13 protein-coding genes are annotated in these 14,621 nt (G+C 59.1%); 3 read left to right on the top strand and 10 right to left on the bottom strand.

Annotated features, from left to right (window positions below; all coding sequences use genetic code 11):
• Positions 1-9: 9 nt before the first annotated feature.
• On the bottom strand, positions 10-1,359 hold the full coding sequence (locus tag GOV79_RS08925) for an MmgE/PrpD family protein (protein WP_170789523.1): 1,350 nt from the start codon (positions 1,357-1,359) through the stop codon (positions 10-12).
• Positions 1,356-3,800: a GcvT family protein gene (locus tag GOV79_RS08920; protein ID WP_170789522.1), complete on the bottom strand. Its 2,445-nt coding sequence runs from the start codon at positions 3,798-3,800 to the stop codon at positions 1,356-1,358. The genes GOV79_RS08925 and GOV79_RS08920 overlap by 4 nt, the downstream gene beginning before the upstream one ends.
• A 370-nt stretch (positions 3,801-4,170) precedes the next feature.
• On the opposite strand from GOV79_RS08920, the gene GOV79_RS08915 reads away from it, so the two are divergent.
• The gene (locus GOV79_RS08915; RefSeq protein ID WP_170789521.1) at positions 4,171-4,500 is read left to right on the top strand and encodes a hypothetical protein; all 330 of its coding nucleotides are present in this window, start codon (positions 4,171-4,173) and stop codon (positions 4,498-4,500) included.
• A 3-nt stretch (positions 4,501-4,503) separates the two neighbouring features.
• Here GOV79_RS08915 and GOV79_RS08910 read toward each other — a convergent pair whose 3' ends face one another.
• Together GOV79_RS08910 and trhO are read right to left on the bottom strand one after the other, a co-directional pair.
• Complete coding sequence (locus GOV79_RS08910) at positions 4,504-5,004, bottom strand: potassium channel family protein (RefSeq protein WP_170789520.1); 501 nt, start codon at positions 5,002-5,004, stop codon at positions 4,504-4,506.
• A gap of 63 nt (positions 5,005-5,067) precedes the next feature.
• Positions 5,068-5,973, bottom strand: a complete 906-nt coding sequence (gene trhO, locus GOV79_RS08905; RefSeq protein WP_170789519.1) for an oxygen-dependent tRNA uridine(34) hydroxylase TrhO — start codon at positions 5,971-5,973, stop codon at positions 5,068-5,070.
• A 93-nt stretch (positions 5,974-6,066) separates the two neighbouring features.
• On the opposite strand from trhO, the gene pncA reads away from it, so the two are divergent.
• Positions 6,067-6,660 (top strand): bifunctional nicotinamidase/pyrazinamidase, encoded by a 594-nt coding sequence (gene pncA / locus GOV79_RS08900; RefSeq protein WP_170789518.1) that lies wholly within the window; start codon positions 6,067-6,069, stop codon positions 6,658-6,660.
• On the opposite strand, the gene GOV79_RS08895 is transcribed toward pncA, so the two are convergent.
• Entirely contained in the window at positions 6,657-7,190 is a 534-nt protein-coding gene (locus GOV79_RS08895; protein ID WP_170772915.1) for a hypothetical protein, read from the bottom strand. The genes pncA and GOV79_RS08895 overlap by 4 nt on opposite strands.
• A gap of 164 nt (positions 7,191-7,354) precedes the next feature.
• On the opposite strand from GOV79_RS08895, the gene pncB reads away from it, so the two are divergent.
• The gene (gene pncB / locus GOV79_RS08890) at positions 7,355-8,647 is read left to right on the top strand and encodes a nicotinate phosphoribosyltransferase (protein WP_170789517.1); all 1,293 of its coding nucleotides are present in this window, start codon (positions 7,355-7,357) and stop codon (positions 8,645-8,647) included.
• Between the two features lie 3 nt (positions 8,648-8,650).
• On the opposite strand, the gene GOV79_RS08885 is transcribed toward pncB, so the two are convergent.
• The 5 genes from GOV79_RS08885 to GOV79_RS08865 are packed head-to-tail and all read right to left on the bottom strand — an operon-like array spanning position 8,651 to position 14,591.
• Positions 8,651-10,102: an aldehyde dehydrogenase family protein gene (locus GOV79_RS08885; RefSeq protein WP_170789516.1), complete on the bottom strand. Its 1,452-nt coding sequence runs from the start codon at positions 10,100-10,102 to the stop codon at positions 8,651-8,653.
• A gap of 32 nt (positions 10,103-10,134) precedes the next feature.
• Positions 10,135-11,733 (bottom strand): ABC transporter ATP-binding protein, encoded by a 1,599-nt coding sequence (locus GOV79_RS08880; RefSeq protein ID WP_170789515.1) that lies wholly within the window; start codon positions 11,731-11,733, stop codon positions 10,135-10,137.
• The gene (locus tag GOV79_RS08875; RefSeq protein ID WP_170789514.1) at positions 11,730-12,545 is read right to left on the bottom strand and encodes an ABC transporter permease; all 816 of its coding nucleotides are present in this window, start codon (positions 12,543-12,545) and stop codon (positions 11,730-11,732) included. Before GOV79_RS08875 ends, GOV79_RS08880 begins: the two co-directional genes overlap by 4 nt.
• Entirely contained in the window at positions 12,542-13,489 is a 948-nt protein-coding gene (locus tag GOV79_RS08870) for an ABC transporter permease (protein ID WP_170789513.1), read from the bottom strand. Before GOV79_RS08870 ends, GOV79_RS08875 begins: the two co-directional genes overlap by 4 nt.
• Before the next feature lie 40 nt (positions 13,490-13,529).
• The gene (locus GOV79_RS08865; RefSeq protein WP_170789512.1) at positions 13,530-14,591 is read right to left on the bottom strand and encodes a ligand-gated ion channel; all 1,062 of its coding nucleotides are present in this window, start codon (positions 14,589-14,591) and stop codon (positions 13,530-13,532) included.
• Between the last annotated feature and the right edge of the window lie 30 nt (positions 14,592-14,621).

Raw genomic sequence — 14,621 nt, 5'->3', positions numbered from 1 at the left:
GCGAGACTGCTATCGCGGGGGTGAAGAAACCAGCGACGCCAGATCGGCATATCTAGAATGCGGTTCAATCCAGGACAAGATCGCATCGCGGATCGCGTTAGCCCGATGCGCTCCGACAACTGGTTCTGCGAACTCGGAATATTTCGCCAAAACCTCATCGCGCGACATAGGCGCCTCAGGACCACCGCGGGCGTGGATATCGCCCGAATGCAAAATGCGCCCGTCCGTTGTCTCAATTGATACATCTGCCCAGCGCCCACCCGGGAACCGTTGCGAATGCCTCTCTTCCTCGCTCACGTGTATACGGGAAATCAGGCCCGCGATCCGGGGGTCGGACAGTCCGGGCCCTGAGATATGCTCGGCTCCGATACGGCCATACAGAACCTGAACTGCAACAGCGAAGGGCAGAGAGTACTGTGCTTGCGAAGTGGTCGCGGGCATTCCAGAAAACAGTCGCACGGCCTCAAAAAAAGTGTTGATCTGGATCGAATGGATCTGGTCACCGACCAAACTGTGGTTCGACATCAGCGCGCGGACCCCATCTATCGCGGCGTGGGCCCAGCGGCAGATCGGGTACGGCTTCACATATTGATACTCAACCTGCCAAAACCTGCCCAAATCCGCCCAATGCGGGGCGGCAGCCTCGGCTTCGATCGTGATGGCAGGTGCCCCGGCAAAACCCCGCTCGGCCAGAATCGCCGCGGACAGGCCGACCATCGCACCCCATCCCGAACCATCATGCAGCATCGTGGGATTGGCGATCTCGCGCATCATCTGGCTGCGCGGCCCATGATATTCGGCGATCCCCAGCGCCTGCCGCAACTGGTCTGGAGTGAGCCCGCGCAATCGGGCCGCCATTGCGACCACGCCCAGCGCATTCCAGGCCCCAGAGGTGTGATAATCGCTGACCGACGCGTGCAGCGAAATCCCCGCGCGGCCCGCGATTTCATAGCCAGAGATCACAGCAGCCAAGGCCTGCGGGCCAGTCAAATTCGGGCAATGCGTGGCAAGCGCAACCAACGCAGGCAGCACAACCACGCCGATATGGCCTTTGGTCGGGTTATACCCGTCATGCCCGTCCAGATTGTCTGTCTGTGTCGCCGCCGCATAGGCCGCGCCAGCCATACTGACGGGTCGCCCGTCAAACATCAGCCGAGCGCTAAAGGAAGAATCCGTGCTGGCGTAGAGCAATGCCGCCGTATCCCGCGCGATCACGCCCGCTTCCATCGGGCCGGAGGCAATCAGGATGCCCATAGTGTCCACCATCATCAGCGCCGCTGCCTCTTTGGCGCTGTCTGGCATTTCCTCGGGTGGACGATTTAGGACGAAATTTGCAACGCGGGCGAACGTATCGGTCATTCGGCAGGCTCTATTGCGGGCTTAGAGACGTCACGCAGCCGATATCCCGCAGGATCAAAAGGAGGTTCAGCCAGAATAGTTGCGCGATGCGGTTTGCCGAGGATGAACACCTCAACCCTATCACCGGGCTTTGCGACTTGCGGGTTTGCGAACCCAAGGGCCAGCGATTTACCGACCGAATACCCGAAGCCACCCGATGTCACGCGCCCGACCGAATGACCATCTGGTGTAAAGATCGGCTCACCGCCCGAGGCGTCAGCGGTGTCCACCTCAATTTCGAACATCGACAAAACCTCACGCACAGGGTTGTCCTTGATGGCCAGATAGGCCTGCTTGTGCAGGAAATCCTTGTCCAGCTTGATGAGGCCGTCCAGCCCGACTTCTTGCGGCCAGTATTCCTGACTGTACTCTCGCCCCCACGAGCCATAGCCCTTTTCGATACGCAGACTACCCAGCGCACGGCCGCCAACTGGGCCGCCGCCTTGCTCTTTCGCGGCCTCCAGCAAGGCCGTGTAAAGCGCAACCTGATCGCTCTCAGCGCAGTGCAGCTCCCACCCAAGGTCGCCGGTAAAACTGACACGGATGGCGAGGCAGGAAACGCCTGCCACGTCTATCTGACGTGAACGCATGAAGCGGAACCCTTCGTTGGACAGATCCGCATTGGTCAGCCGTTGCAGCACATCGCGCGATTTGGGGCCGGCGACGTTGAACCCGGCGATACGGTTTGTGGCACCCTCGAAACGGGTACCTTCAGGCAGATCAACCATGTTGAAGAACCGCTGGTGATAGCGCTCGGCCATGCCCGAGCCGATCATCATGTATTCGTCATCGGCGACTTTGGTGATGGTAAAGTCCCCGGCCACGCCTCCGCGCACTGAAATCAACGGGGTCAAACACGACCGGCCAACCTCGGTCGGTACCCGGTTGGCAACAAGACGATCAAGCCAATCATGCGCCCCTGGCCCCTTGATCACATAGTTGGCGAAGTTCGAGATGTCGATCACACCCACATTGTCGCGCAACATCTGCACCTCTCGGCCAACGGGTTTCCACCAATTCTGGCGGGTGAAGCCGTTGGTTTCGACCACACCGGGTTGATCAGCGAACCAGAGGGGGTGTTCCCACCCGCAGTTCAGGCCAAAGACGCTGCCCATCTCCTTTTGCATCTGATAGGCCGGGCGGAGGCGCGCGGGGCGTCCGGCGCTGCGCTCTTCGTTCGGGAAATGGATGGCGAAGCGGTGCGTATAAACGTCCTGCACCCGCGCCTTTGTGAAGGCCTTGTCGGCCCAGTCGCCGAACCGCGCCAGATCCCAGGCGAGCATGTCGTATTGCGGCTCGCCCTCGATCATCCATTGCGCCGACAACAGGCCAAGCCCACCCGATTGCGAAAATCCGGGGATGATCCCCGTGCAGCAGAAATAGTTCTGCAACTCGGGCACAGGCCCCCAGATTGCATTCGAATCCGGCGACCAGATCATCGGGCCATTGATTACCCGCTTCACCCCCGCAGTTGCCGCAACGGGCACGCGTTCGGTGGCCCGGATAACGTTTTCCATGATGCGGTCCAGATCGTCGGGGAACAGATCGTGGGCGAAATCCAGCGGTGTGCCGTTTTCGGCCCAAAACCGCATGTCCTTCTCATAGGCCCCGATCAGCAAGCCATTGCCCTCTTGCCGGAAGTAGTACTCGCCATCCCGGTCGGCGATGGACGGCAAGCGACGGCCCAACGCGGCGACTTCATCAATCGCTTCGGTGACAAAATACTGATGTTCAGTCGGTTGCAGGGGCAGTTCGATCCCAGCCATCGCGGCCACTTCACGCCCCCACAATCCACCGGCATTGACCACCCACTGTGTGTGGATATCGCCCTTTTCGGTGCGTACGATCCACGTTCCGTCAGGCTGTTGATCAGTCCCTAACACGGGACAAAACCGTTCAATACTGGCGCCCATCGCGCGTGCTCCAGCGGCATAGGCATGTGTTACACCCGAGGGATCAACATTGCCGCCATCGGGTTCGAACATGATGCAGCGGATGTCATCGAACTGCGCTAGCGGGTGCAGTTCCATCGCCTGTTCGCGGCTGATCTCGTGGAAGTTCAGGCCGTAGAAACGCGCCTTGGCCTCTTGCAGACGCAGTTGGTGTTCGCGGTCCTCGGTTTGCGCCAGATAGAGCGACCCGGATTGAAACACGCCGCAGCCCTGTCCGGTTTCCTTCTCTAACTCTTTGTACAGGTTCATCGTGTAGTGCTGAATGCGCGTGATGTTGTTGTTGTCATGCAGCCCGTGGATATTGGCCGCTGCGTGCCACGTGGACCCACTGGTCAACTCATCGCGTTCCAGCAGGACAACGTCAGTCCAGCCCAGCTTGGCCAGATGATACAGGATCGAGCAGCCGACCAGCCCCCCTCCGATGACAACGGCCTGAGCATGGGTTTTCATTGGCGCACCTCCTACAGAGCTTGCACGAAAGTCAGCCACAGGTCAGGGGCTACTGATGCTCTGTTCCCGACGCAAAATGTCGGTAATGACGATCAAAGCGCCGGAAGCAAACACCGCGTCGGCGAATCATCGCCCGGTGACACCAAACGCGCGATGTCGTGAGCGTTTGTGTCTTGAAATGAGACGCACTGATTCTTTGATTAAATTAGGAAGCACGAAAATACGTGCCGAATAGGTCGAAACGCGACGGGACAGGCTGGTTTGAAACACGGTGAAGACCGCGTGGATCAGCAGAAATCTTGAAAAGTTCCTAAAATGTTCTATATTTGTTCCACGTGAATGTCTGAGGTGGAACGGAGGTATTCGAGCTATGGCCAACGCTGCCCGTCAAAGCTGGTACGACGCACCCAGCAACGACTATCACATGCTGCCCGTCACGGACCGGCAGATGCGCTATGCGCGCGCGATTGCCCAGCAGTCGGCGCTTGAAATCCCGGTCGAGGCACAACGCGACCGCAGGGCCATGTCCCAGTGGATTTCGGCGCATAAACAGGATGACCCGTCACCATTCGCCAATTACCCGACCGGCAAACAGGTCGCTTTTGCCGAACGGATCTCGCGTTCCAAACGCAGACCGATACCGTCTGAGTGTTTCCGCGACAAGCAAATGATGTCCCGGTGGATTGACACCAACAAATAGGCTCTAGTCCGAGTGGTTTCGGGCATAAAGTGCCACGGCAGCGGCGACGAAGAGGCCCAGCAGGATGTAGCCTGTCACCGCTTCTGACACAGCCAACGCGCGGCACAGGCCGGTTGGGGCCATGTCGCCATATCCAACGGTGGTGAAGGTGACATATGAGAAATACAGGATGTCCCCCGGTCCGCTGGCACCGACCACGCAGTTGTCTTTATAGCCGAACGCACCATAGACGGCGGCGAACAGGAAGGGGACGACCTGAATAAAGGATACGCCCATCAAGAACAGCACGCGGCGCGGGGATTTCACCTGTGTCATATAGTACCACGATTGCGAGACGATCCACAGGAACAGACCCACGGATGCAAACATGCCCAACGTATCGCCCGCCGTTGATTCACTAAGGCGGGAAAGGCCGAACCAGGCAAAGAAGCTGGCCAAAACCATACCGCCTGCGGCAAGCAGGGTCGATTTCCATTCTTCCAACGTTGTCGGCTCGCGGCGCATGTCGTCTCCGTCTTTAACGGGTGCGATGATCGGGGTTTCGCCCCGCCCGTGCAACCGAGTGGTTTAGTCTGCGCCCAAATGTTCCTGCCCGCGTTGGCGCGCCAGCCCGATTTGCTTCTGCCGCTCGCGGAAGCGCTTCTTGTCAGCTTCCGAGGTTTCATCCACACATTGATGGCACGAGACGCCGTGTTCATATTCAGGGCGTTTCATATCCTCGGGCAGGATCGGACGGCGGCAGCCATGGCACAGGTTGTGGGGCCCCTCGACCAGCCCGTGCCCCACGGACACGCGATTGTCGAAGACGAAACACTCACCCTGCCAAGTGCTGTCCTCGGCGGGCATTTCCTCAAGATATCGCAGGATACCGCCTTTCAGGTGATAGACATCCTCGACCCCCTGACCCAGCAGGAAGTTGGTGGATTTCTCGCACCGGATACCGCCGGTGCAGAACATGGCAACACGCTTGTTGTGAAAGCGGTCCTTGTTTTCCTCCCACCAGGCCGGGAATTCGCGGAAACTGGCTGTTTCAGGGTCTATTGCTCCTTTAAACGTACCAATCGCCACCTCATAATCGTTGCGGGTGTCGATCACCACCACATCGTCGGAACGGATCAGGTCGTTCCACTCCTCCGGCTCGACATAGTTGCCGACACGGGCGCGCGGATCGACATCCGGCTGGCCCATGGTCACGATCTCTTTCTTCAGGCGCACCTTCATCTTGCCGAAAGGCGGATGGTCGGCGGTGGCCTCTTTCCATTCCAGATCGGCGCAACCCGGCAGCGCTTTGATATGCGCCAGCACGGCGTCAATCCCTGCGCGCGGGCCCGCGATGGTGCCGTTGATCCCCTCTTGCGCAAGCAGCAGCGTGCCTTTGACCGATTGTGCACGGCACAGGTCCAGCAAGGGTTCGCGCAGGGCGGTGTGATCAGCGAAACGGGTGAAGTGATAGAGGGCAGCGATGGTATACATGCGCGCGGTCTAGCCCCACGCGCGCAGAGTCGCAAGGGATCGGATTGACGCCCCCCGCTCGCCCCCTTACCGATAGCTGAAAAGGAGAACGCGATGACCCATGCCCTGATCGTAATCGACGTCCAGAACGATTTCTGCCCCGGCGGTGCGTTGGCCGTTCCCGGCGGCGATGAGATCGTCGCCCCGATCAACGCGATTATGGATGAGTTCGACGCGGTGATCCTGACGCAGGACTGGCATCCGGCAGGGCATTCCTCATTCGCCAGCTCGCATGTAGGAAAGAACCCATTTGACGTAGCAGAAATGCCCTATGGCCCGCAGGTGCTCTGGCCGGATCATTGCGTGCAGGGAACGCAGGGCGCAGCGTTTCATCCCGATCTGCGCATCGAAGGCGATTTGATCATTCGAAAAGGGTTTCGCAGCGCGATTGACAGCTACTCAGCCTTTTTCGAGAACGATCAGACTACGCCAACCGGGTTGGAGGGCTATCTCAACACCCGAGGCATCCGCAAACTCACAATGGTGGGCCTGGCCACGGATTTCTGCGTTCACTTCTCAGCCGTGGACGCGGCGCGGTTGGGTTTTGAGGTGACGGTGAATATGGGACTGTGCCGCGCGATTGATCTGGACGGCTCGCTGACGGCAGCAGAAACAGCGATGAAGGCTGCCGGTGTGACCTTGGCTTAGGGCGCGGAGCCCGAATCCAACAGATATTTCAGGATCACAAAAATAATAACCGCCAGCCCAAGAGCCACGCCAATGCGGGCGGGCAAGGTTCGGCGTTCCGGCGTTGCCGGGGATTTATAGCGCGGGTTCGGGGTCCAATCAGCGGTGTTGCGTCGCTGACCGTTGCGCGGGCGGGCCGATTTGACGTCCCGAAGGAATTTCCAAAAGTCGAATTCGCCGCAATATTCGCCCTGAACACCCATTTCCCGAATGTTGGCAAACAGCGCTTTCAGAATCCGTTCACGCTCGGCCTCGTCACGGGGTCGATAAAAGCCGTGCATCAACTGGCTTCCGGTCGCGTCCAGACCGAAACCTGCATCCTGAAAGATCTTGCGGATTTTCGGAGAAGCCGCCCGCAGTGCATCCGCCGTTTTCACATTGCGGAACATTGCGCGCAAAACGGGCTTTTTCGAAGCCCCCTCCGCGCCTTGCTCGCCTTCTCCGTCCCCCGGATCGACAACAACGATGTCAAAATCGTACTCGAGAACCATTCACTAACTTAACCTCGACTTCCCAACCCCTCTTCTCACTAACCGGTGAAAAGATCACACAATTTGCTCGCTTTGTGACCTGAGCTTTTCATTGTCACCAAACCAGCGACTCTTGCCATTCCACACACCGATTGATCTAACAACGGAAATCGCAGGAGTTCCTCATGGTCGATATTGCGGCACGTGTGTACAATCATAAATGGCAGATTGACCCAATTATACGGTCTTTAATCGACACAGATTTCTACAAACTGCTGATGTGCCAGTCAGTGTTTCGAAATCGGCCCCAAACGGAAGTGGTGTTTTCGCTGATCAATCGGTCGAATCACATCCCCCTCGCCAAGCTTATTGATGAGTGCGAACTGCGCGAACAGCTCGATCATATCCGCTCCCTCAGCCTCAGCCGCGGCGAAAGCACATGGCTGCGGGGCAACATGTTCTACGGCAAGCGGCAGATGTTCCGATCCGATTTCATGGAGTGGTTCGAGAACCTACGCCTGCCGCCCTACCATCTTGAACGCAAGGGCGATCAGTACGAACTGACCTTCGAAGGCAAATGGCATGAGGTCATGTTGTGGGAAATCCCGGCCCTGGCCGTGTTGATGGAATTGCGCTCTCGCGCAGTTCTCAACGACATGCGCCGGTTCGAGCTGCAAGTGCTCTATGCCCGCGCCATGACCCGCGTTTGGGAAAAGATTGAGCAACTGCGTGATATTGATGGGCTGGGCATTGCGGATTTCGGCACCAGGCGGCGTCATTCTTTTCTGTGGCAGGATTGGTGCGTGCAGGCGATGATCGAAGGATTAGGGTCTGCTTTTTCCGGCACGTCGAACTGCCTGATCGCCATGCGCCGCGAGGTTGAGGCCATCGGCACCAACGCGCATGAGTTGCCCATGGTCTATTCCGCGCTGGCCGACACAGACGCCGAATTGGCGCAAGCGCCCTATGATGTTCTCAGGGATTGGCATGATGAGCATGATGGCAACCTGCGCATCATCCTGCCCGACACCTATGGAACACAGGGCTTTTTGGACCGCGCACCCGACTGGCTGGCAGGCTGGACTGGCATCCGCGTCGACAGTGGTGATCCGGCAGCCGCAGCGGAAACCGCCATCAACTGGTGGAAATCACGCGGCGAGGATCCGCGCGAGAAGCGCGTGATCTTTTCCGACGGGCTGGATGTAGACAAGATCCGCGAGTTGCACGGCCAGTTTGCCGGACGGACCAATATTTCCTTTGGCTGGGGTACATTGCTGACCAACGATTTTCGCGGGTTGGTGCCGGATGACGCGCTTGCACCGTTTTCTCTGGTCTGCAAGGCGGTCGCGGCCAATGGGCGCCCGACGGTCAAATTGTCGGACAATCCCGAAAAGGCGATGGGTCCGGCGGATGAGATCGAACGTTACAAACGCGTCTTCGGGGTCGGTGCGCAACCGGCGATCGAGGTGATCGTTTAGACCCTAACCATGGTAGGTCGCCACGGTTTTAAGCTGTGAAAAGCCATAGAGCGCCTCGAAACCCTTTTCGCGGCCATGGCCAGATTTACCGACGCCACCAAAGGGCAGCTCGACGCCGCCGCCTGCCCCGTAATTGTTGACGAAAACCTGCCCCGCATGCAGCCGTTTCGCCAGTCGCATCTGCCGCGCGCCGTCGCGGGTCCAGATGCTGGCGACAAGCCCATAGTCGGTACTGTTGGCGATCTCTGCGGCTTCGTCCTCGGTGTCGAACGGGATCAACACCTGCACTGGGCCGAAAATCTCATCCTGCGCCAACGTATGATCAGGCGGCACATCGGCGAATAATGTGGGCTGCACATACGCGCCTTGCGTCGGGGCGTCCTCCACGATCTGCCCAAGACCTGCGATATTCAGGTCCGTGCCCCTGGCCAGAAACCCCTCAACAATCTCTTTCTGACGGGCCGAGATCAACGGCCCCACCCGCAAATCCTGCACCGCAGGTCCAACGGTCAGATCAGCATAGGCCGCAACCATGCGCGCCTTGACTTGGCTATAAACCCCACGCTGCACCAGAATGCGGGACGAGGCCGAACAGGTCTGCCCCGCGTTCTGAATACCAGCATTCACCAGAAACGGAAGGGCGGCGTCCAGATCGGCATCATCAAACACCAGTTGCGGGGACTTTCCGCCCAATTCCAACGTCACTGGTACAACATTGCGCCCCGCCGCCTGCTGCACCAAGGCCCCTGTCGGGACCGACCCTGTGAACGAGATATGGTGGACGCCTGGATGCGCCGACAGTGCAGCTCCGGCCTCGGCCCCTAAACCCGGCACCACGTTCAACGCACCAGCTGGCAAACCCGCTTGTTGGGCCAGATGAGCAAAGGCCAGCGCGGTCAGGCAAGCCTCTTCCGCCGGTTTCAGGACGCAGGCATTGCCCATCGCCAGTGCCGCCCCGACCGAACGCCCGATGATCTGCATCGGGTAGTTCCACGGCACAATATGGCCCGTCACCCCATGGGGTTCGCGCAGGGTATAAACGGTGTAGCCGTCCAGATAGGGAATCGTCTCGCCCATAACCTTATCCGCCGCGCCGCCGTAGAATTCGCAATACCGCGCCAAGGCCACCGCATCCGCGCGCGCCTGAGTCAGCGGTTTGCCCACATCCATCGCCTCCAACGCGGCCAGATCGTCCACGCGTTCAAGTACCAACTGACCCAATCGGGTCAGGATCCGCCCGCGTTCCATTGCGGTTTTACGACCCCAATCCCCATCCAGTGCCGCCTGCGCAGAAGCGACCGCCGCATCGATATCGGACGCATCCCCCCGAGCGATGTGACAGATTTCAGTACCGTCCGAGGGGTTGATCAAAGGCAGGTCGACGCCAGCAGAGGGCGCGATCCACTCTCCACCAATCAAACAAAGTGCGGGGTTGAACCAAAGAGGATTGGGCATGTTTCTCTCCATTCAGGCTCTAATCATACATTTCAGCCAGCAAGCGTCCCGATATCAGGCAGCACCGGCGCGGCGTCGATCAGGGTACGGGTATAGCTGTTCTGCGGATGGGCAAAGACCTGCTCGGTCTCGCCTTTTTCCACGATCTTGCCCGCCTGCATGACCATCACCCGATCAGTGATCGTGCGCACCACGCTTAAGTCGTGGCTGATGAACAGATAGGTCAGGTCATAGGTCGCGCACAGCTCGGCCAGCAGATCCAGGATTTGCGCACGAACTGAAACATCAAGGGCCGAGACCGCTTCATCAAACAGGATCAATTCGGGGCGGATGATCAAGGCACGGGCAATGGCGATACGCTGACGCTGCCCGCCCGAGAACTCGTGGATGTATTTCCCAGCGTCATTAGGGCTGAGGCCGACGGCGGTCAGCATTTCTGCGATCCGGTCCTGCCGCTCGGTCCCAGTGGGCGGCGTGTCCAGCAAATGAAACGGTTCGGTGATCAAACGCGCGACTTTGTGGCGGGGGTTGAAGCTGCCATAGGGGTCCTGAAACACCACTTGCATTTTACGACGCACCGCAGGGTTTGGTTTGTGGCCCGTGAAAACGGGTGCGCCATCCAGACGGATTTCCCCCGCTTGCACCTCTTCCAAGCCCAGAATCGCACGCGTTAGGGTCGATTTTCCACATCCAGACTCACCTACCAAACCCAGTCGTTCACCACGATTGAGCGTAAAGCTGACCTGATCCACCGCGCGGTGGTGGCCCGGCTTGTCGAACAGACCCTTGCGCGGCAAGCGATAGTCGCGGACGACCTGAGTGACCTCTAACAACGGGCGATCCCCCGCTGTGTCGGGCAAGGCCACCTGATGACCCGAGGCCTCAAACAGCATACGGGTATAAGGGTGCTGCATGTTTCGCAGCAGATCGTCGGTGGGGCCAGCTTCCACGACCTCGCCGTGCCGCATCACGACGATCTGGTCTGCCATGTCAGCGACCACGGCCAGATCATGGGTGATCATCAGCAGACCCATGCCGTATTCGCGCACCAACCCCTTCAGCAGATCGAGGATTTGCGCCTGCGTTGTTACATCCAGCGCGGTTGTCGGCTCATCCGCGATCAGCAACGTGGGCCGCAAGGCAATGGCCATGGCGATGACAACGCGCTGGCGTTGCCCGCCCGACAACTCATGAGGATAGCGAGACAGGGGAAAGCGCTCCGGGGGAAGGCCCACGCGGCGCAACACTTCCTTCGTGCGGTCCAGAGCCTGCGTGGCAGGCATGGCCTTATGGATCAGGATAGTTTCCATGACCTGATCGCCGATGGTCTTCACCGGGTTCAGGGCTGTCATCGGCTCCTGAAACACCATCCCGATTGCGGCCCCGCGCAGGGCACACATCTCAGCTTCGGGAGTGGTCAGCACGTCGCGCCCTTCCAGCCGGATCTCGCCCTGCGTCTGCGCCCCGTTGGGCAACAGCTGCATCACGGCCAAAGCGGTCATCGACTTGCCCGAGCCGCTTTCACCTGTCACGGCGACGATATGGCCAGAATCAATGGACAGGTTGACCTGTTTCAGGATCGGCACCCCGTGGATGGACAGCGACAGATTTTCGACCTCAAGCAAACTCATGCGCGCGCCACCCTGATCCGAGGGTCCAGCCAATCGCGCAGCCCGTCGCCCAGCAGGTTCAGACCCAGCACCGTGACAATGATCGCCAGCCCTGGTATCAGAGCCAAATGCGGGGCAAAACTGACCATTGTCTGCGCATCGGCCAGCATGCGGCCCCAGCTAGGTGTGGGCGGTTGCGCACCAAGTCCAACGTAAGACAGCCCGGCTTCGGCCAGTATCCCCAGCGAGAACTGGATGGTGCCCTGTACGATCAGCAGATTGGCGACATTGGGCAGGATATGTTCCGCCGATATGCGCGCAGCACCCTTGCCCGAGACACGGGCGGCGAGGATGAACTCACGCTCCCACAGGGACAGCGCCGCGCCGCGGGTGATACGGGCGAAGACGGGGATGTTAAAGATACCGATGGCGATAATCGCGTTGATCGCCCCTGCGCCGAATACGGCTGTGATCAGGATCGCAATGACCAGCGAGGGGAAAGCAAAGACCAGATCATTGCCGCGCATGATCACCTCATCCAGCCAAGACCCCTTGCGCGCCGCCGCCGTCAGGCCCAATGGCACGCCCAGCGCCATACCGATCCCCACGGCAACCAGAGCAACCGCAATCGACGTGCGCGCACCGACCATAATCATCGAGAACATGTCGCGGCCGAAATGATCCGTGCCAAACCAGTTCTGCGCGCTTGGCGTCTTTAGCTTGCCGGGAATATCCAACGCGGCGTGGTCGTAAGGTGTCCAGACAAAGGACACCAAAGCCGCCAGCAGAACCACCGAGGACAGCAATGCGCCAAGGATCAGGTTGCGGCTCATGTCCGGCTCCTGAGGCGGGGATCGACGGCAGCATAAGCCAGATCGACCAGGAAATTCACGGTGATGACGGCAAAGACCAGCAACATGACAACCGATTCCACCACAATCAGATCACGGGCCGAGATCGCCTGAAACACCAAGCGCCCAAGGCCGGGCAGATAGAAGACCTGCTCGATAATGATCGACCCAGCCAAGAGGAATGAAAACTGCAGCCCAATGATGGTCAGCACCGGGATCAGCGCGTTGCGGACGCCGTGCCGCCACAGGGCCTGACGGCGCGACAGACCCTTGGCGCGAGCAGTGCGCATGAAATCCTCGCCCAGAATATCCAGCAGAGATGACCGCATGACCCGCGCCAGAATCGCTGCTTGCGGCAAGGCCAGCGCGACGGCGGGCAACGTCAACGAATGCAACCCGGTCCAAAACCCCTGATCCCAACCTGCGAACCCTCCGGCGTTGAACCAGCGCAGGTTTATGGCAAAGATCAGCACCAGCATCATGGCAAACCAGAAATTGGGCACCGCAATGCCCAGCTGCGTCGCACCCATCACGGTCAGATCGCCGGGCTTGCCCCGACGCGCAGCAGCGTAAATCCCGGCAGGGAAGGCAATCAGTGTCGACAAGGTCAATGCATAGAGCGCCAGCGGCAAAGACACCCAAAGCCGATCCTGGATCATCTGCGAAACTGGCGTGCGATAGGTATAGGAGGTGCCGAAATCACCCGCCAGCATTCCGCTGACCCAGTTGAAGTAGCGCTCAAGCTTTGAGCCATCCAAGCCCAACTCAGCCCGTAGCGCAGCTAGCGTGTCCTCTTGCGCGTTTACGCCCAGCATGAAGGATGCCGGATCGCCCGGTGCAACCTCGATCACTGCGAAGATCACGACCGAGGCAACGGCCAGGCTGATCATCAGCGATATCAAACGTTTGAGAGCGTAGCGCAGCATAGATCGCAGGTTAGGGTCACAGGCGCCGTTGGTCCAGCGTCTAAGGTATCAGCAAATAAGCAGAAACCGCGTAGCCGACGATCGCGGCATAGCCCAGAGGATAGATCCACTTAACCGCGTAATTGTCCAACTTGCGCGCCGTGTCTTCGCGCCCGGCGACCTTGAGTCTGCGCAAGGCGACATTGAAAACGATCAGCGCTCCGGTCATCAGGAACATCCATTGCAGAACGAAATCCAGAAAGGTCAGATAGCCCAGCTTGGGCAGATCAGCAGAAATCGCCCAGTTGAAAGCAACGAAGACCAGCAGGTTGCCCCCCGCAATCTCGATCCGTTTGCGGTATTCGTCCAGAAAGAACAGCGCCCAGCCAACAGCAACGAGTACCAGCATGGGCATGAACACCCTGATCATGTAGTAAGTCTGATGCCTGCTGCCCTGAAAGGCCAGCGCCAACTGATCGCTATCTTGCCCCGACAGACCCTGAACCTGGGTTTTCACCATTCGCGCATTGCCCAGAACCCATTCTTCCTCGCCCAGCAGATCGCCCAGACCCGAGTAGTCTTCCAGCGGGTAATACGTCACGTAATCCGAGGGAAAGACTGAAACGACCTCGAAATAGAAATCCTGCGTGTCGAACGGATACTTGCGGAAATCGAAATGAGGGGCCTGCAAGGTCAGCGAAGATTTCTCGACATAAACCACCCGCCCGTCGCTGCGCAGCGAGGCGGCGGCCTCGTGTATCCATTTGTTGGATTGCTGATTGTGGATCACGAAAGCGGGCATGACGGCGCCAATCTCGGCCGCGTGGTCCGCCAGGTCAGAAGGGTTGAAGACCCGAATGTCTCGCCCCGTCTCCTCTGAGTCAAACGCCAGCAGAGGGTCCGTCCATTCGAACCGCAAAACCGCCACCGCCCCATAGTTTTCCGCCTTTTGATCGACGCTTGTAATCTGGTTGATCCTGATCCCAACGCCCACATTCAACGGATTTTCGGGGGTGCCGGCCAGTGCGTCCAACCGGGTGCTCAGCGCATTTTGCGCACCTGCCATCGAGGCCAGCCCGCAGAGCGTACACACGCATAGCAAAAGAACACGGAAAGACGTCATAATACTGCTCACCCTGACCCTGGAAAACCT

Source organism: Ruegeria lacuscaerulensis (assembly GCF_013034745.1).
Classification (GTDB): domain Bacteria; phylum Pseudomonadota; class Alphaproteobacteria; order Rhodobacterales; family Rhodobacteraceae; genus Ruegeria; species Ruegeria lacuscaerulensis_B.
The sequence above is the reverse complement of the archived record's forward strand: the minus strand, read 5'-3'. Positions and strand labels throughout refer to the sequence as shown.